The following is a 17,131-nucleotide window of genomic DNA, read 5'->3' on the forward strand; positions in this document are numbered from 1 at the left end:
GCCCCAGCGGACCTAGACTGGACTGCGCGCCCTGCGTGCCGTCGTCGGGAAGTGCCGTCAGGCCCTCCCGCCAGCGGAACCGCCGCGTCACCACTTCGGAATCCAGCCCCAGGAGCACACCGCCGTGACCATCCAGCTTAACCGCGTCCCGCTGAAGCGAGCCCTCATCTCCGTGTATGACAAGACCGGGCTGGAGGAGTTGGCCTCCGGGCTGCATCAGGCCGGCGTGCAGATCGTCTCCACCGGGTCCACCGCCCAGCGCATCTCCGCCGCGGGCGTGCCCGTCACCGAGGTCTCCGAGGTCACCGGGTTCCAGGAGTGCCTGGACGGCCGGGTCAAGACCCTGCACCCGCTGGTGCACGCCGGCATCCTGGCCGACCGCCGCCGCGAGGATCATGTGGCCCAGCTGGAGCAGATGCACGTGGAGCCCTTCGACCTGGTGGTGGTCAACCTCTACCCGTTCGTGGACACCGTGCGCTCCGGTGCCGGGCAGGACGCGGTGGTGGAGCAGATCGACATCGGCGGGCCCTCCATGGTCCGCGCCGCCGCGAAGAACCACCCCTCGGTGGCCGTGGTGGTGGACCCGGCGCGTTACGGGGATGTGGTCAGCGCAGCGCAGAGCGGCGGGTTCGACCTGATGGCTCGCCGCCGACTGGCCGCCCTGGCCTTCGCGCACACCGCCGCCTATGACAACGCGGTCGCCTCCTGGACCGCCGCCCAGTTCGAGGGGGAGGACGAGGAGGAGCTCGCCTCCCAGCAGACCGGGCAGGAGCTTCCCGACGGCGGCACCCACCAGGTCTCCCTGTTCCCGCCCTATGCGGGGGTCACCCTGCAGCGTGCGGAGACCCTGCGCTACGGCGAGAACCCGCATCAGAAGGCCGCCCTCTATGTGGAGGACGGGGCCGCTCCGGGGATCGCCCAGGCCGAGCTGCTGCACGGCAAGCCGATGAGCTACAACAACTACGCGGATGCGGACGCCGCCCTGCGTGCCGCCTTCGACTTCGACCAGCCCGCCGTGGCCGTGGTCAAGCACGCCAACCCGTGCGGTGTGGCCGTGGCGGAGGAGAACGCTCACGGGGTGGAGGATCCGATCGCCGAGGCGCACCGCAAGGCCCACGCCTGTGATCCGGTGTCCGCGTTCGGCGGGGTGATCGCCGCCAACCGCGAGGTGACCGCCGGGATGGCCCGTGCGGTCAAGGACATCTTCACCGAGGTGGTGGTGGCCCCGAAGTTCAGCGCTGAGGCGCTCGAGATCCTCTCGGCCAAGAAGAACCTGCGCCTGCTGCAGCTGCCGGAGGGCTACGCCCGGGACACTGTGGAGTACAAGCAGGTCTCCGGCGGCATGCTGCTGCAGGCCCGTGATGCGATCGACGCCGCCGGGGACGACCCCGCGGCCTGGACCCTGGCCGCCGGTGCCGCCGCGGACGATCAGACCCTGGCCGATCTCGCCTTCGCCTGGCGTGCCGTGCGGGCCGCCAAGTCCAACGCCGTGCTGCTGGCCAGCGACGGTGCCACCGTGGGCGTGGGCATGGGTCAGGTCAACCGTCTGGACTCCTGCCGTCTGGCCGTGGAGCGGGCCAACACCCTGGGTGCGGCCCAGACCGGCGCGCAGGAGATCACCTCCGCCGGCGGTGCTGAGAACGTGACGGCCAGCGGTGCCCCGGAGCGTGCCCGCGGTGCGGTGGCCGCCTCGGACGCGTTCTTCCCGTTCGCCGACGGCCTGCAGATCCTGATCGACGCCGGAGTGAAGGCCGTGGTCCAGCCCGGCGGGTCCATCCGTGATGAAGAGGTCATCGCCGCAGCCGAGGCTGCTGGGGTGACCATGTACTTCACCGGGGCCCGCCACTTCTTCCACGGTTGATCCCCGCAGAACAGCCCCACCTCATGATCACGTGCACGCTGGATGTCGTTCTCCTCGGCGAGTCGCGACCTCCAGCGTGCACGTGATGGGGAGGGGACCGTGGATCAGGAACTGGACCAGGAGGTGGCGCTGCGCTCTGCCCTGCGCCAGGAACGGCTGACTGACGCCGGGCGGCTGCTGCGCGAACTCAGTCCGGTCGAGGTCGAACGGTTCCTGGACCGCAGTGACCCGCACCAGGTGCCGATCGTGTTCCGGCTGCTGGACAAGGAGCTGGCGGTCCAGGTCTTCGCTGCCCTGGACCCGCGCCAGCAGTCCCAGCTGATCCGCGGTCTGCGGGATGAGAACCTGCAGCAGATGTTCGGTCAGCTGCACGCTTCGAGCCAGGCCCGGCTGCTGGACGAGGTCCCCGCCGAGGTGGCCCGTCGGCTGATGGCCGGACTGGGCTCGCAGCAGCGTGCCGACGCCGGGCGGGTGCTGGGCTACCCGTCCGGTTCGGTGGGACGGCGGATGAGCCCGGTGCTGGTCCAGCTCCAGGCCGGCACCACCGCCGAGCACGCGCTCCGCCAGATCCGTGAGGCCCGGATCGCCGACAGACATCGGGACCGACTGGTGGGTCTGCCCGTGGTCGACGCCGACCACAAGGTGCTGGGCACGGTGGGGTTGGCTGACCTGGTCTGCGCTGCCGGTGAGGACCTGGTGGAAGAGCTGGCCGCCAGTGCTGGCGCGTCGGTCCTGGCCACTGAGGATGACGAGACGGCGGCCCGGCTCAGCGCCGAGCACCACCTGCTGGCGCTGCCGGTGACCGATGAGACCGGACGGCTGGTGGGAGTGCTCACCCTGGACGACGCCGTGGGCATCCTGGAGGACGAGGAGTCTGAGGACTCTGCCCGCTCGGCCGGTGCCGAACCGCTGGCCCAGCCCTATCTGTCCACTCCGGTGACCCGGCTGGTGCGTTCCCGTGTGGTCTGGCTGCTCGTCCTGGCTGTCGGGGCCACGCTCACGGTCCAGGTGCTGGAGGTGTTCGAGCAGACCCTGGAGCAACTGGTGGTCCTCTCGATCTTCATCCCGCTGCTGATCGGCACCGGCGGCAACACCGGGAACCAGGCCGCCACCACGGTGACCCGCGCGCTGGCCCTGGGCGATGTGCGCGCCAGGGATGCCCTGCGCGTCCTGCGCCGCGAGTTCCTGGTGGGGCTGATGCTCGGCACGGCCCTGGGCACCGTGGGCCTGCTGATCGCCGGGCTCGTCTACTCCTGGGGGATCGGGCTGGTCATCGGGCTGACCCTGCTGGCCATCTGCACCGTCGCCGCCACGGTCGGATCGCTGATGCCGATCGTGGCCAAGCGCATCGGTGTGGACCCGGCCGTGTTCTCCAATCCGTTCATCACCACCGTGGTCGACGCCCTGGGTCTGGTCGTCTACTTCCTGATCGCCCGTGCGGTCCTGGGCATCTGATCCCCCACACTCCAACACGTGCACGCTGGAGGTCGCTCTCCTCGGCGAGTCGCGACCTCCAGCGTTCACGTGATCAGAGGTGTGAGGCCGTACGCACCACGGCGTATACCGGCCTCGCCCGGTGCGGAGGAGGCTGGAGGCAGTGCATCGGCATCAGGCAGGAGCCCCTCCGGACAGGATCCGTCATGAGCACCACCCCACATCCCCGACCTCTGGGCCGCACGGTCTCCCGCCGGGTCCAGGTCGGCGCCGGCCTGGCCGCCGTCGCTCTGCTGGCCAGCGCCACCGCCGCCTCCGCGCACCACTGCTACAAGGACGACTGGTCAGCCGCCGCGCACGCCCAGCACCTCAAGGGCGGCACCCCGTGGATGCCACTGAGTGACATGGGCGCCCAGTTCCTGATCCCACCGGAGCACCAGCAGGCCTGCGCCTGGGTGGCCGATGAGGCCGTGGAGGACTTCAGGACATCGCGCGGCATGCCCCAGGAGCCGCTGATCCACATCAAGACCACCGTCGGCAGCGGTGCCTACCAGAAGGGCCAGGAGCCCCAGCCGTTCAGCTATCTCACCGAAGCCGACTTCCAGGACCTCACCGTCTCACTGATGGGTCATCTGCAGGACTGTGTGAGCGGGTGAGCAGCACCCCGTCTACGTCAGTCCCCACGGGCTCCGGGAGCAGTCCTGCCTCCTGCGCCCGGAGCACGGTGGAGAGACGGTCCACCGCGCCGAGTCTGCGGTAGAGGTGCTCCTGGTACTTGTGGACCGTCCGGGGGGAGATGGTCAGGCGCACCGGGATGCCCTGGGCGGTGAGCCCGGTGGCCAGCAGCAGGAGCACGGCCCTCTCCCGCGGGGTCAGCCTGATCTGCATCTGACCGGTGGGCGGGCCGGGTGGCAGCACCTGCAGCAGCCGGATGTGCCGGTCCAGTCCACACAGCAGTCCCTGTGCCTCCCTGGCCACCAGCGGTGCGTCCGGCGCCAGACCGTCCGCACCCACCATGACCCAGCCCTGGTACCCCGTCTCGGGGCAGGGGTGCTCCACCGGTATGGAGAGCTGGTGGATGCTCAGCCCCAGCTGGTCGATGATCCGGCGGGTCCGCACCGGCACGGCGAACCCGGACCGGATCACCTCGGTCAGCAGCGCCGGAGCCCCTCCGCCCGGTCCCAGATGGAAGCGGTGCAGGGGGTGCTGTGCCAGCTCCTCGGGCGGGGGAAGCGAGGGCAGCTCCGCTGGCACGGATGTCCCGTTCAGGAACCAGGAGACTCGGCCGTCGGGCTGCACTTGGACCCGGGCCGCGCGGTCGGCCCCGGTCCGTTCCATCAGCCCGCGGCTGAGCTCGGTCAGGGCGGTCTCCGCAGTGCTCACCTGCAGGACGTGCTCGGCCACATCCATCAGCAGTCGGGACGAGTCCACCGGGCACCTCCGCAGCGCTCGGTCCACTCCTCCCGCGCGGCCCAAGCCGTGCTGACAGCATCCCACCGCGCGCTGGACCCGTCCACGCCTCGTCACCTCTAGGATGGGCGGCACGACGACGGCGCGAGAGGGAGCGGGACCGATGGACATGGGTGGCATGTCAGGTATAGGGCCGGGGCTGATGAGCCCGTTCGCCGGATTCGCCGGCCTGGGGATCGGCATGGCCCTGTCCATGGTGGCCATGACGGTGCTGCGCTCCGCCGGCGCCCGGAAGGGACGGGGAGAGGCCTGGACCACGCCGGGCGTGATCGGCGGTGTCATCCTGCTCGCGGGAGCGGGCGCGGCCCTGTCCGCGCTGGGCACCTTCTTCGGGATGATGGGCATCCTCTTCGCCGTGTTCTTCCTGGTCGGAGGGTTCACTGCGTTCAGCGGTGCCGCTCAGTCCGAGCAGCGGCGCCGTGAGGCCATGGATCTGGCCCGTGAGCTCAACCGGACCGCGTACCAGGGTCAACCGCCTGTGCCACCGGCGTCAGGAACGGCCGCTCCTCGAGGCACCACGCTCAACGGTGAGCCCCTGCCGGACAGCGGACAGGGCGCCGGTGGGCGCCGTGAACCGGACTGGTACCAGTCCGGCACCGAGGGTGCAGATGGCGGCCGGCCGTCGTCGTGATTCTTCAAGCGGTGTCAGCCTCGCCGCGCCGGTAGAGTGGACGCCGAGTGACCATCACGCGAAACCCGGGGGCGACAGATCTCGCTCCCCACTGAGGAGTGACGTCTGCATGTCCAAGATCATCTACACCTACACGGACGAGGCGCCCATGCTGGCCACCGCCTCGCTGCTGCCGATCGTCCAGGCCTTCGCCTCCACCGCGGGCGTGGAGCTGGAGACCCGGGACATCTCCCTGGCCGGCCGCATCGTCTCCGTGTTCAACGACCGTCTGCCGAAGGACCAGCAGACCAACGACGCTCTGGCCGAGCTGGGTGAGCTGGTCAAGGACGACGACGCCAACGTCATCAAGCTGCCGAACATCTCCGCCTCCGTGCCGCAGCTCAAGGCCGCCATCAAGGAGCTGCAGGCCGACGGCTACGACCTGCCGGACTACCCGGACGAGCCCAAGACGGAGGATGAGAAGGACGCCCGCGCCCGCTACGACAAGGTCAAGGGCTCGGCCGTGAACCCGGTCCTGCGCGAGGGCAACTCCGACCGCCGTGCCCCCCAGTCGGTGAAGAACTTCGCCAAGAAGCACCCCCACTCCATGGGTGCCTGGACCGCCGACTCCAAGACCAACGTGGCCACCATGGACGCCGACGACTTCTTCCACAACGAGAAGTCCGTGGTCATCGCCGAGGACGACACCCTCACCATCCAGCTGGTCACCGCCGACGGCGAGAAGACCGTGCTCAAGGACGGACTGAAGGTCCTGGCCGGCGAGGTCGTGGACTCCACCTTCATGAGCGCCAAGGCCCTGGATCAGTTCCTGGCCGCCCAGGTGGAGCGGGCCCGCTCCGAGGGCGTGCTGTTCTCCACCCACCTGAAGGCCACCATGATGAAGGTCTCCGACCCGGTCATCTTCGGCCACGTGGTCAAGGCCTACTTCCCGGGCCTGTTCCAGAAGTACGGCCAGCAGCTGGCCGAGGCCGGCCTGAGCGCCAACAACGGCCTGGCCGCGATCCTCTCCGGCCTGGACGCCCTGGACCCCGAGGTCGCCGAGGGCGTGAAGGCCGAGATCGAGGCCGCCTACCAGAACGGTCCGGACCTGGCCATGGTCAACTCTGACAAGGGCATCACCAACCTGCACGTGCCCTCGGACGTGATCGTGGACGCCTCCATGCCGGCCATGATCCGTTCCTCCGGCCACATGTGGAACAAGGACGGCAACGAGCAGGACACCCTGGCCGTGCTGCCGGACTCCTCCTACGCCGGGATCTACCAGGTGGTCCTGGACGACTGCCGTGCCCACGGCGCCTACGACCCCACCACCATGGGCACCGTGCCCAATGTGGGCCTGATGGCACAGAAGGCCGAGGAGTACGGCTCGCATGACAAGACCTTCATCCTGGAGACCGCCGGCACCGTGCAGGTGCTGGACGGCAAGGGTGTGGTCCTGATGGAGCACGAGGTCGAGGCCGGCGACATCTGGCGCGCCTGCCAGACCAAGGACGTGCCGGTGCGCGACTGGGTCAAGCTGGCCGTCACCCGCGCCCGCGCTTCCCAGACCCCGGCTGTGTTCTGGCTGGACGAGAACCGTGCGCACGACGCCAACCTGATCGCCAAGGTCACCGAGTACCTGCAGGACCATGACACCGACGGCCTGCAGATCGAGATCATGGCACCGGAGAAGGCCATCGCCTTCACCCTGGAGCGCATCCGCCGCGGCGAGGACACTATCTCCGTCTCCGGCAACGTGCTGCGCGACTACCTGACCGACCTGTTCCCCATCCTGGAGCTGGGCACCTCGGCCAAGATGCTCTCGATCGTCCCGCTGATCAACGGCGGCGGCCTGTTCGAGACCGGTGCCGGCGGCTCGGCCCCCAAGCACGTGCAGCAGTTCGTGGAGGAGAACCACCTGCGGTGGGACTCCCTGGGCGAGTTCCTGGCCCTGGCTGTCTCCTTCGAGCATGAGGCCGTCTCCCAGGGCAACGCCCGCGCCCAGGTGCTGGCCGACACCCTGGACCGCGCCACCGGCACGTTCCTGGAGGAGGGCCGTTCCCCGTCCCGCAAGGTGGGTGAGCTGGACAACCGCGGTTCGCACTTCTACCTGGCTCTGTACTGGGCCCAGGAGCTGGCCAAGCAGACCGACGACGCCGAGCTGGCCCAGGCCTACGCGGAGATCGCCGAGCAGCTGACCGCCAATGAGCAGAAGATCGTGGACGAGCTCAACGGCGTCCAGGGCTCCCCGGTGGAGATCGAGGGCTACTACAGCCCGTCCAAGGAGAAGGTCTCGGAGGCCATGCGCCCCTCGGCCACCCTGAACCGGATCGTGGACGGCCTGGCCGCCCGCTGATCCACGTCTCACACGCTCAACGCAACTGGAGGTCAGTCATCCGCCGCATTCCCTCGGAAACGAGGGTTTGCCGCGGATAACTGACCTCCAGTTTCATGTCCGGGATCAGACCCGGATCAGATCAGTCAGATCAGTGGTTCGGGTCCACCTGGGGTGCGGTGTGGCCGCGGTCCTCGGAGGACAGGCCGGGGGAGCCGGCGCCGGTGGAGGACTGGGCCTGGATGGTCTCGGTGCCTCCGCCCACGTTGACCTTGATCTTGCGCGGCTGGGACTTGGGGGAGACCGGGATGGTCACCTTCAGCACGCCGGCGTTGTAGTCGGCGCTGATGCTCTCCAGGTCCACGTCCTGACCCAGGTTCAGCTGACGGACGTAGGAGCCGGTCTCGCGCTCGCGGGTGATCCACTGGGTGCCCTCACGCTCAGTGGAGGCCTTGCGCTCGGCGCGGATGGTCAGCAGCTGGCCGTCCACGTCGATGTCCACCGAGGACGGGTCGACGCCGGGCAGATCTGCCTCCACCACGTACTTCTCGCCGTCCTTGTACAGGTCCATCGGCATCTGGCGCAGCCCGCGGCCAGACAGCAGCTGGCTGGCCATGCGGTCGAGCTCGCGGAAGGGATCGATTCGGGTGGCCATGAGGTCCTCCTGAGGTGTTGATGAAGGGTGGTCGCGCCCCGGTGGTCCGAGCCGCTCATCTGGTTCAACCGTACAGAGTTGAGTCTTATTCACTCAACTTGGATTCTCCCAGCTGACTCCCAGGTTCGAGGAGTCAGCGGACGAGAGGGAGCCGACGGCCCCGGTCCAGCCTGTCCTGTTCCACCCCCTCACCACAAGGGCCCGACGACGGCCCCTCGCCGCTCAGGATTGCCTCACCTTCGTGGAGTTCCCCGGCATTCCGGGCCAGAATCGACGTGTCGACGATGACGTGGGAAACGAGGAGGTCGTCATGGCTGTCCAGCGAATCACCGGTGCCCTGCGCAGCTACCCGTGGGTGCTGGCCACCCTGGGAGCCCTGATCGTGGTGATCCTGCTGGAACTGTCCGGCCAGCAGCAGCTGGCCCAGCTCATTGCCTCGGTCTTCGCCCTGGGCACCGCCGCGTGGACCTCGGTGGGCATGGTCCGGGACCTGATGCGAGGGCACTGGGGCATCGACATCCTGGCCGTGACCGCGATCGTCTCCACCGTCGTCGTGGGCGAATACCTGGCCGCCCTGGTGGTCTGCCTGATGCTCACCGGCGGGGAAGCGCTGGAGGACTATGTCGCTGGGCGGGCGAAGAAAGATCTGTCCGCCCTGCTGGAGCGGGCCCCGCGGGTGGCCCATCTGCTGCAGGCCAACGGTTCGGTCCAGGATGTGCCGCTGGAGCAGGTCCAGCCCGGTGACCGTCTGCTGGTGCGCCCGGCCGAGGTGGTCCCCGTGGACGGCACCCTGGCGGCAGGTGCCGAAGGCGTGGATGTGGTCGCGGACTTCGATGAGTCGTCCTTGACCGGGGAGTCCCTGCCGGTGACCCGGTCCAGCGGTGATGCGGTGCTCTCGGGCTCGCTGAACGGCCAGCAGGCGGTGACCGTGATCGCCACGGCCACGGCCGAGCACTCGCAGTACGCGCGCATCCTGGCCCTGGTGAAGGACGCCGCAGAGTCTCAGGCACCCATGGTCCGGCTCGCTGACCGCTACGCTGTCCCGTTCACCCTGGTGGCCTACCTGATCGGCGGGCTGGCCTGGTGGTTCTCCGGTGACCCGGTCCGCTTCGCAGAGGTGCTCGTGGTGGCCACCCCGTGTCCGCTGCTGATCGCCGCACCGGTGGCGTTCATGGGCGGGATGTCCCGGGCTGCCAAGAACGGTGTGATCGTGAAGTCCGGCGGGATCATCGAGAAGCTGGGCTCCGTGCAGACCGCCGCGTTCGACAAGACCGGCACCCTGACGTACGGCCGGCCGGAGCTGCTCGCCGTCCGTCCCGATCCCGGCGCGGGGTTGGGCGAGGACGAGCTGCTGCGGCTGGCCGCCTCCGCGGAGCAGTATTCCGTGCACGTGTTGGCGGACTCCATCCGCACCGGCGCTGAGGCTCGAGGCCTGGTGCTGGCCACCTCGGACGATGCCCGTGAGGAGGCCACGAACGGGGTCATCGCCACGCTCGAAGGCCGCACGGTGATCGTGGGCAAGCACGCCTATGTCCGCGCGCACACCACGGAGCTGACTCAGGCGGAGCTGCACCCCGGAGAGTCCGCGGTGTATGTGGGCGTGGACGGGGTCTTCGCCGGCACGCTGATCCTCTCGGACCGGCTGCGGGGCAATGCCTCGGCCACGTTGCGGGAGCTGGACCGGCTCGGCGTGCACCGCACCCTGATGCTCACCGGCGATGCGCAGACCACTGCTCGGCACATCGCCGCCCAGGCCGGCATCACCCAGGTGGAGGCCGAGCTGTTGCCCCAGGACAAGGTGCGCCTGGTGGGCGAGGTCCAGCCCCGCCCGGTGATGATGGTGGGCGACGGCGTCAACGACGTCCCGGTCCTGGCCGTGGCGGATGTGGGCGTGGCCATGGGCGCCCGGGGCTCTACGGCCGCCTCCGAGTCTGCGGACGTGGTGATCCTGACGGACGACATCTCCCGTGCGGCGGTGGCGGTCTCGGTGGGTCAGCGCACCCTGGCCGTGGCCCAGCAGTCCATCTGGGTGGGCATCGCGCTGTCCCTGGTGCTGATGGGCGTGGCCGCCTTCGGAGTGATCCCCGCGATCGTCGGGGCCCTGTTCCAGGAGGTGGTGGACGTCGTCGCGATCCTCAACGCCCTGCGGGCCATGCGCGCCGGACGCGGCGAGCTGAAGGACTTCAGCTCCCTGGCCGATCCCGAGCTGGCGTCGATCCGGGAGGCGGCAGGTACGTGATACGGGGCTGATCAGCTCCTGAGCTTCTGTTCCGCCTTGGCGATGATCCGCTCCGCGGTCTCCAAGACGCGTTTCTCGTTCAGGGTGCGGGCGTAGACGATCTTCCCGCCGTGTGACGGGAGGCGGACCTCGTACCGACCGGCTGCGGCGCGCTGTCCGGTTCCTGTGGCTCGGCTCTGCTGATCAGTCATGAGAGGCCTCCTTCGTCTGATCCATTGTCGCTGAGCGGTTCAGCCTCTGTCATCACGTCGTCCTCGGCGGGGGTGCCGGCGATGTCAGTCAGCGTGTCGACCACCACCGTGTAGGCCACAACAGACAAGAACGCCTGATCAGCTGGAGTGGCCAGTTCAGAGTCCTGCATCATCTCGATGGCTGCCATTCCGGTGGCTCGGCGTTGGTCGTCGTCGTCCATTGCCGCGTCCATAGCCCACTGGACCCGATTCCACCACGCACTGCGATTGTCGGCAGTCGTCTTCTGACGAATGGTTCCTCGATACGAGGAATAGGCAACGACGACCGCCAGGAACGTACCCAGTGGCGCCACCGAAGACAGGTTCTCCAGAGATACCCAGATCCAGTCACCCACGGCGTAGACATCCATCTGGTCACCGTATGCAGTGCTCGAACGTGTCGGCGGACCTGTCATCGAGGGTGTGGATCCCCAAAGTTTTCAGGTCACCTGTGGAGGAATGCTGATCAGCTGCCGGCGTGGGCGGCCTCGAACTCCAGCAGGGCGGTCTTGGTGCCGGCACCGTACAGGTAGTTCCCGGTGCGCTGGACCGAGTTTGCTGATCCGCCGGAGCGGACCACGCGGTGGCAGGGCACGACGACGGCGCACAGGTTCTCCGCGCACGCGGACCCCGCGGCCCGCACGGCCTGAGGACGTTCGGCCAGCTGGGCCAGCTCACCGTAGGTGACCGGGGCGCCGGGTGTGATCAGGCGCATGGCCTGCCAGACCTGCTGGCGGAACTCGGTGCCGGGCTGCTTCACCTTCAGCGCGGCCAGAGCGTCCACCTGCCCGTCCGCGTAGGCCTGCAACGCCTCGGCCACGGTCCCGTGACCCACCGGCACAGGGTTCATCTCCCGTGCGGCGGTCTGCGGGTCGGTGGCCTCCAGGCGCTCCATCACGTCCTGCAGCAGTCGCCCGATCGCCGCCACCTCCGGCTCCCCGTCCTGAGGCACGGCCACACCGCTGGCGCGCACGGTCTCATCCTCGGGGGAGTACACGATCACCACCGGCCCGGCAGGGGTGGGTGCGGTGGTCCAGCGCAGCTCGGGCAGGAACTCGTCAACAGGGGCGGAGGCGGCGGTGTCAGTCACCCCTCCATGGTGTCACCGCCGGACGCCTGCCGGATACCCTCGGGGCGTGGACACCTTTGTCAAAGAGCGCACGCACGCACCGGACCAGTTCTTCGAGGCTGAGGCGGCCGGGCTGCGGTGGCTGGCTGAGGCGGAGTCCTCCGGTGGCGCTCGCACGGTGCGCGTGGTGGACGTGGCTCCGGGCCGGATCGAGCTGGAGCGGATCCACGAGGCTCGGCCCACGCGGGACCAGGCGCTGGCCTTCGGGCGTGCTCTGGCCATCACGCACGACGCCGGCTCCGTCACCTTCGGTGCCCCGCCCACCGGACACTCCGGTCCCCTCTACATCGGCAGTCGGGAGATGCCCGCAGGCACAGCCGCGACCTGGGGCGCGTTCTACGCGCCGAACCGGGTGCTGCCCTTCCTGGACCCGGCACTGGCGGCGGGGAACCTGCGTGAGGAGGAGGCCGTCGTCGTGCGTGAGGCCTGTGCCCTGCTGGAGGCCGGCGCGCTGGACGACGGCGAGCCGCCGGCGCGGATCCATGGGGACCTGTGGGCCGGGAACGTGATGTGGGGCGCGGACGGGGTGGTGCTGATCGACCCGGCGGCGCACGGCGGACACCGGGAGACGGACCTGGCCATGCTGGCGCTGTTCGGGACACCGCATCTGGAGTCGATCCTGGAGGGGTATCAGCAGGTGCATCCGCTGCGGTCGGGATGGAGTGCGCGAATTCCGGCGCACCGGCTGCACCCGCTGGCCGTCCACGCCGCCGGGCATGGCTGCTCCTACGGCGTGGAGCTGACCGCCGCCGCACGCAGGACCCTCGCGCTGGCCTGAGACGGCCAACCCGCCCCCGCCGCACCCCCAGCCCCGGATCACCTGCGCCGAAGATGGTGCGACTCGCCGGAGCAAACACGAGTTGGCGTGATCATGATGGCAAGGGAGGGGCCTGTTCGCCGGGGCGGCAGGGTGCAAGAGTGGGCAGATGCCCGTCTATGAGCGTCACACCCATCTGCCATACCCACGCCCCGAGGTCTTCGACTGGTTCACCCGGCCCGGTGCGCTGGTCCGGCTGAGCCCGCCGTTCAGCGGGTCCGTGCGGCAGGAGCCCACCGACGGGATCGAGCCCGGGTCCACCGCCGTGCTGGGGATCGGGGCGCCGGGTTCCCTGGGCTTGGGTCTCGGTTCCGCCACCGGGTTCCTGGCCGGACAGCTGCCGTTCCGCCGTCCGGACTGGGCCGCCCCGGAGCTGCCGTGGCGTGCCCGGCATACCGAGCTGGGGCCGGGGGAGATGTTTCAGGACGTGATGGAGTCCGGGCCGCTGGCCGCCTGGACCCACACGCACCTGTTCGAGGACGCCGGCGTCAGCGCGGGCACTCCGGGACACGTGCAGCCTGAGGCCACGGGCATGACGGACCGGATCGAGTACGAGCTGCCCGGCGGGGGACTGCTGGAGAAGGCCTCCGGTGCACTGCCCGGACCACTGGGGAAGCTGGGGCGTGTGCCGGAGAAGGTGTTCGAGGTCGAACTGGCGCGGATCTTCGCCTACCGCGAGCGGCAGCTGCTGGGGGACCTGGCGTTCCATGCGGAGCATGCCGGACCGCTCACCGGCGGGAGGACGCTGACCGTTGCCGTGGCGGGTGCGAGCGGACTGATCGGCACGCAGTTGTGCGCGCTGCTGGCCGGCGGAGGGCATACGGTGCTGCGCCTGGTCCGCGGCGAGCCGGGCGGAGCGGGTGCGGAGGACCGCGACGACGTGATCGCCTGGGACCCGGCCACCGGATCGCTGGACGCGGACGCTTTGGCGCGGGCCGACGTCGTGGTCAATCTGGCCGGGGAGAGCATCGGCGGGAGGTACACGCCCGAGCGCAAGCGCGCGATCCTGGACTCCCGCGTGGACGGGACGGCCCTGCTGGCCCGGGCGCTCGCGGACCTGGCGGCGGACGGTCGGCAGCGGACCCTGGTGAACGGTTCGGCCGTGGGGTACTACGGGGCGCACGCCTCGGACGGCGACCAGTGGCTCGGGGAGGACGCCCCGGCGGGTAAGGACTTCCTGGCACAGGTGTGCCGGGACTGGGAGGACGCCACGGCTCTCGCTCAGACCGCTGGGGTGCGGACGGTGCTGGTGCGGACCGGGATCGTACAGTCCCCGGCAGGCGGGATGCTGCAGCAGATGCTCCCGCTGTTCGTCGCCGGTGCGGGTGGGCCGCTGGGTGTGGCCGGCGGACGTGACCCGTGGATCAGCTGGATCGGGATTGATGACGTGGCCGGGATCTTCGCGCATGCGGTGCTGGACGGGGAGCTGGAGGGGCCGGTCAACGCGGTGGCACCGGAGCCGGTGCGGGCCTCGGAGTTCGCGCGGGTGCTCGGACGGGTGCTGCACCGTCCCTCGGTGATCCCGGTGCCCGGGTTCGGCCCGCGTGCCCTGTTGGGCACAGAAGGTGCCGAACTGATGGTGGAGGCATCCCAGCGGGCCAGCGCCGCCCGGGTGGAAGGCTCGGGCTATCTGTTCCGCACGCCGGATCTGGAGTCGACCCTGCGCCACGTGCTGGGGCGGTGAAGGGGGATCTGCCGAGCCCCTGGTGCAGTCACCCACGGTCTGATCACGTGAACGATGCAGACAGGGACACGCCGAACCGGGCCGCATCCGTCGTACACGTGATGCGGCCCGGCCGGTTCGGTGTCAGCACTCAGGCGGTGGGGGTGAAGGCGCCGATGCCGGTGAGGGTGCGGCCGATGGTGAGCTGGTGGACTTCGTCGGTGCCTTCGTAGGTGCGCACGGACTCCAGGTTGTTGGCGTGGCGCAGCGGTGAGTGCTCCAGGGTGATCCCGTTGCCGCCGAGCATCTCGCGGGCCTCGCGGGAGATCTCGATGGCCACTCGGCAGTTGTCCAGCTTGCCGGTGGAGATCATCGCCGGGGTCACGGTCCCGGGCAGCACCCCGTCCTTGGTGCGCCCGATCTGGTGGGCCAGCAGGTAGCCCTTGTTGATGGCCACGGCCATGTCCGCCAGCTTGGCCTGGGTCAGCTGGAACCCGGCGAGCCGGTGCCCGAACTGGGTGCGGCCCAGGGTGTAGTCCAACACAGTGTTGAACGAGTCCCGGGCGGCGCCCATCACGCCCCAGATGATCCCGTACCGGGCCTCGTTCAGGCACTGGAACGGGCCCTTGAGCCCCACAGCCGAGTCGGCCGGGAGCATCGCAGACTCCGGCAGGCGGACATCCTCCAGGTGGATCTCGCACTGCACGGAGGCGCGCATGGAGAGCTTGGCGTTGATCACCTCGGCCCGGAACCCGGGGGTGTCGGTGGGCACCACGAACCCGCGGACCCCACGCCCGTTGCCGTGGTCTTCGGTCTGGGCCCAGATGATGGCCACATCAGCCAGGGAGGCCAGCCCGATCCACCGCTTGGACCCGTTGAGCACCCAATCCCCGCCCGGCTCCTGCCTGGCGGTGGTGAGCATGGAAGCCGGGTCGGAGCCGGCGGTGGGCTCGGTCAGCCCGAAGCAGCCGATCGCCTCACCGGCGGCCATGGCCGGCAGCCACTGGTTCTTCTGCTCCTCGGAGCCGTGCTTGTGGATGGCGGACATCGCCAACGAGCCCTGCACGGAGACGAAGGTGCGCAGACCGGAGTCTCCGGCCTCCAGCTCCTGGGCGGCCAGCCCGTACTCCACCGCCGAACGTCCGGCGCATCCGTACCCGTCCAGGTGCATGCCCAGCACGCCCAGTTTGCCCAGCTCCGGGATGATCTCGGTGGGGAAGACCGCCTCCTCGTACCAGCGGGCGATGTTCGGACGGATCAGCTCATCCACCAGCCCCCGCACCTTCAACGCCGTCTGCTTCTCCTCAGCAGAGAACAGCCCATCCAGGCCAGTCAGATCCACCGCCCCCAGGAACGAATCGGAGTCCTGAGAACGAGGAGTGGAGGTGGGGGAGGTCATGGTGGGTCCTTTCGGTCAGGGGCAGGGAGGTTCAGGGGAGGTATGGGGTTCAGTCGGTCAGCCAGCGCACCACGGCGTCGGTGTCTTCACCCAACGACGGCGGCGCCAACCGCGGGTGGGCCAGTGCCGGTTCCCATTGGGCTGGGTGGCGGAACTGGCGGCCCACGGTGGCGCCGGAACGGTCGGTGACCTCGACGGTCGGCTCCAGGCCGAGGTCTTCGGCCAGCTCCACACCGCCGTCGATCCCGGCGACCAGCCCGCACGGCAGCTGGGCGGCCAGCAGGGCATCACGCCACTGTTCAGCGGGCCGGGCGGACAGGGCCTGTTCCAGCAGTGGGATGAGCTCCTCGCGGTGGGCCACGCGCTGGGGGTTGGTGGAGAAGCGTTCGTCCTCGGCCAGTTCAGGGACGCCGAGCTCCTGGGCGAAGCGGTGGAACTGGCCGTCGTTGCCGATCGCCACGGCCAGCGGTCCGTCGGCGCACTCCAACAGCTGGTACGGGACGATCGAGGGGTGCTCGTTGCCCATGCGGGCCGGCAGCTTCCCGGCACCGAGCCAGGCCTGGCCCTGGTTGGCCAGGGCGCCCTGCAGGGAGGAGAGCAGGTTGAGCTTCAGGTGAGTGCCACGGCCGGTGCTCTGGCGGTGACGCAGGGCGGCGAGGATGGAGATGGTGGTGTCCTTGGCGGTGAGCACGTCCACCAGGGCCACTCCGGCCTTGTACGGGGATTCCTCCGGGCCGGTGATGCTCATCAGGCCACCGGCGGCCTGGACGATGAAGTCGTACCCGGGCAGATCCGCTCCGCCGGCGTCTCCGAACCCGGAGATCGAGGCGTAGATGAGACCCGGGTTACGGGCGGAGAGCTCCTCGTAGCCCAGGCCCAGAGCAGCCAGCCCGCCAGGCTTGAAGTTCTCCACCAGGACGTCAGCGCGCTCGGCCAGCTTCAGGGCCAGCTCACGGTCCTGCGCATCGGTCAGGTTCAGGCAGACGGACTCCTTGTTGCGGTTCACCGACTCGAAGTAGGTGGCACCGGTGGGGGACTGCGGCGGCGACCAGGACCGAGTGTCATCTCCGGTCTCCGGGCGTTCGACCTTGATCACGCGGGCTCCGAGGTCGGCCAGGGTCATGGTCGCCAGCGGTCCTGCCAGCACGCGGGAGAAGTCGGCCACCACGATCCCGTCCAGCGGGAGAGGGTCCAGCGAGGCACGGCTGTCCGGGGTGCTCTGGGCATCAGGGGTCATGGAACCTCAGCCTAGAGGGGCCGGTGTCTGGGCAGAACGGGCGAAAGATCAG

The 17,131-nt window shown here is 69.4% G+C and carries 15 protein-coding genes; 8 read left to right on the top strand and 7 right to left on the bottom strand.

Going from position 1 to position 17,131, the window contains the following annotated elements; translation table 11 throughout:
• Nucleotides 1-124 precede the first annotated feature (124 nt).
• From purH to ACEXHE_RS11365, 3 genes are all read left to right on the top strand, one after another.
• Nucleotides 125-1,861, top strand: a complete 1,737-nt coding sequence (gene purH, locus ACEXHE_RS11355; RefSeq protein WP_374785870.1) for a bifunctional phosphoribosylaminoimidazolecarboxamide formyltransferase/IMP cyclohydrolase — start codon at nucleotides 125-127, stop codon at nucleotides 1,859-1,861.
• Between the two features lie 99 nt (nucleotides 1,862-1,960).
• On the top strand, nucleotides 1,961-3,316 hold the full coding sequence (gene mgtE, locus ACEXHE_RS11360) for a magnesium transporter (protein ID WP_245760687.1): 1,356 nt from the start codon (nucleotides 1,961-1,963) through the stop codon (nucleotides 3,314-3,316).
• 185 nt (nucleotides 3,317-3,501) lie between these two features.
• Entirely contained in the window at nucleotides 3,502-3,951 is a 450-nt protein-coding gene (locus tag ACEXHE_RS11365) for a hypothetical protein (protein WP_374785871.1), read from the top strand.
• Here the strand turns inward: ACEXHE_RS11365 and ACEXHE_RS11370 are convergent.
• Entirely contained in the window at nucleotides 3,905-4,726 is an 822-nt protein-coding gene (locus tag ACEXHE_RS11370) for a LuxR C-terminal-related transcriptional regulator (RefSeq protein WP_374785872.1), read from the bottom strand. The two genes, ACEXHE_RS11365 and ACEXHE_RS11370, sit on opposite strands and share 47 nt — an antisense overlap.
• A gap of 157 nt (nucleotides 4,727-4,883) precedes the next feature.
• Here ACEXHE_RS11370 and ACEXHE_RS11375 point away from each other — a divergent pair, with 157 nt between their 5' ends.
• Both ACEXHE_RS11375 and ACEXHE_RS11380 read left to right on the top strand, forming a co-directional pair.
• Entirely contained in the window at nucleotides 4,884-5,396 is a 513-nt protein-coding gene (locus ACEXHE_RS11375) for a hypothetical protein (protein ID WP_374785873.1), read from the top strand.
• Between the two features lie 109 nt (nucleotides 5,397-5,505).
• The gene (locus tag ACEXHE_RS11380) at nucleotides 5,506-7,731 is read left to right on the top strand and encodes an NADP-dependent isocitrate dehydrogenase (RefSeq protein WP_374785874.1); all 2,226 of its coding nucleotides are present in this window, start codon (nucleotides 5,506-5,508) and stop codon (nucleotides 7,729-7,731) included.
• 130 nt (nucleotides 7,732-7,861) lie between these two features.
• Here the strand turns inward: ACEXHE_RS11380 and ACEXHE_RS11385 are convergent, their stop codons facing one another.
• Nucleotides 7,862-8,365, bottom strand: a complete 504-nt coding sequence (locus tag ACEXHE_RS11385) for an Hsp20/alpha crystallin family protein (RefSeq protein ID WP_091697266.1) — start codon at nucleotides 8,363-8,365, stop codon at nucleotides 7,862-7,864.
• 310 nt (nucleotides 8,366-8,675) lie between these two features.
• On the opposite strand from ACEXHE_RS11385, the gene ACEXHE_RS11390 reads away from it, so the two are divergent.
• Nucleotides 8,676-10,604, top strand: coding sequence for a heavy metal translocating P-type ATPase (locus tag ACEXHE_RS11390; protein WP_374785875.1), 1,929 nt, complete (start codon nucleotides 8,676-8,678; stop codon nucleotides 10,602-10,604).
• A gap of 11 nt (nucleotides 10,605-10,615) precedes the next feature.
• On the opposite strand, the gene ACEXHE_RS11395 is transcribed toward ACEXHE_RS11390, so the two are convergent.
• From ACEXHE_RS11395 to ACEXHE_RS11405, 3 genes are all read right to left on the bottom strand, one after another.
• The gene (locus ACEXHE_RS11395; protein WP_260062166.1) at nucleotides 10,616-10,795 is read right to left on the bottom strand and encodes a hypothetical protein; all 180 of its coding nucleotides are present in this window, start codon (nucleotides 10,793-10,795) and stop codon (nucleotides 10,616-10,618) included.
• Entirely contained in the window at nucleotides 10,792-11,205 is a 414-nt protein-coding gene (locus tag ACEXHE_RS11400; protein ID WP_260062167.1) for a hypothetical protein, read from the bottom strand. Before ACEXHE_RS11400 ends, ACEXHE_RS11395 begins: the two co-directional genes overlap by 4 nt.
• Before the next feature lie 95 nt (nucleotides 11,206-11,300).
• Nucleotides 11,301-11,924, bottom strand: a complete 624-nt coding sequence (locus ACEXHE_RS11405; RefSeq protein ID WP_374785876.1) for a methylated-DNA--[protein]-cysteine S-methyltransferase — start codon at nucleotides 11,922-11,924, stop codon at nucleotides 11,301-11,303.
• A 46-nt stretch (nucleotides 11,925-11,970) separates the two neighbouring features.
• On the opposite strand from ACEXHE_RS11405, the gene ACEXHE_RS11410 reads away from it, so the two are divergent.
• Both ACEXHE_RS11410 and ACEXHE_RS11415 read left to right on the top strand, forming a co-directional pair.
• The gene (locus ACEXHE_RS11410; RefSeq protein WP_374785877.1) at nucleotides 11,971-12,741 is read left to right on the top strand and encodes a fructosamine kinase family protein; all 771 of its coding nucleotides are present in this window, start codon (nucleotides 11,971-11,973) and stop codon (nucleotides 12,739-12,741) included.
• Nucleotides 12,742-12,889: 148 nt separating this feature from the next.
• Entirely contained in the window at nucleotides 12,890-14,464 is a 1,575-nt protein-coding gene (locus ACEXHE_RS11415) for a TIGR01777 family oxidoreductase (RefSeq protein WP_374785878.1), read from the top strand.
• Nucleotides 14,465-14,594: 130 nt separating this feature from the next.
• On the opposite strand, the gene ACEXHE_RS11420 is transcribed toward ACEXHE_RS11415, so the two are convergent.
• Complete coding sequence (locus ACEXHE_RS11420) at nucleotides 14,595-15,842, bottom strand: acyl-CoA dehydrogenase family protein (protein ID WP_091697254.1); 1,248 nt, start codon at nucleotides 15,840-15,842, stop codon at nucleotides 14,595-14,597.
• Between the two features lie 49 nt (nucleotides 15,843-15,891).
• Nucleotides 15,892-17,079: a CaiB/BaiF CoA transferase family protein gene (locus ACEXHE_RS11425; RefSeq protein WP_374785879.1), complete on the bottom strand. Its 1,188-nt coding sequence runs from the start codon at nucleotides 17,077-17,079 to the stop codon at nucleotides 15,892-15,894.
• Between the last annotated feature and the right edge of the window lie 52 nt (nucleotides 17,080-17,131).

Source organism: Micrococcus sp. IITD107 (assembly GCF_041927415.1).
Classification (GTDB): Bacteria; Actinomycetota; Actinomycetes; order Actinomycetales; family Micrococcaceae; genus Citricoccus; species Citricoccus terreus.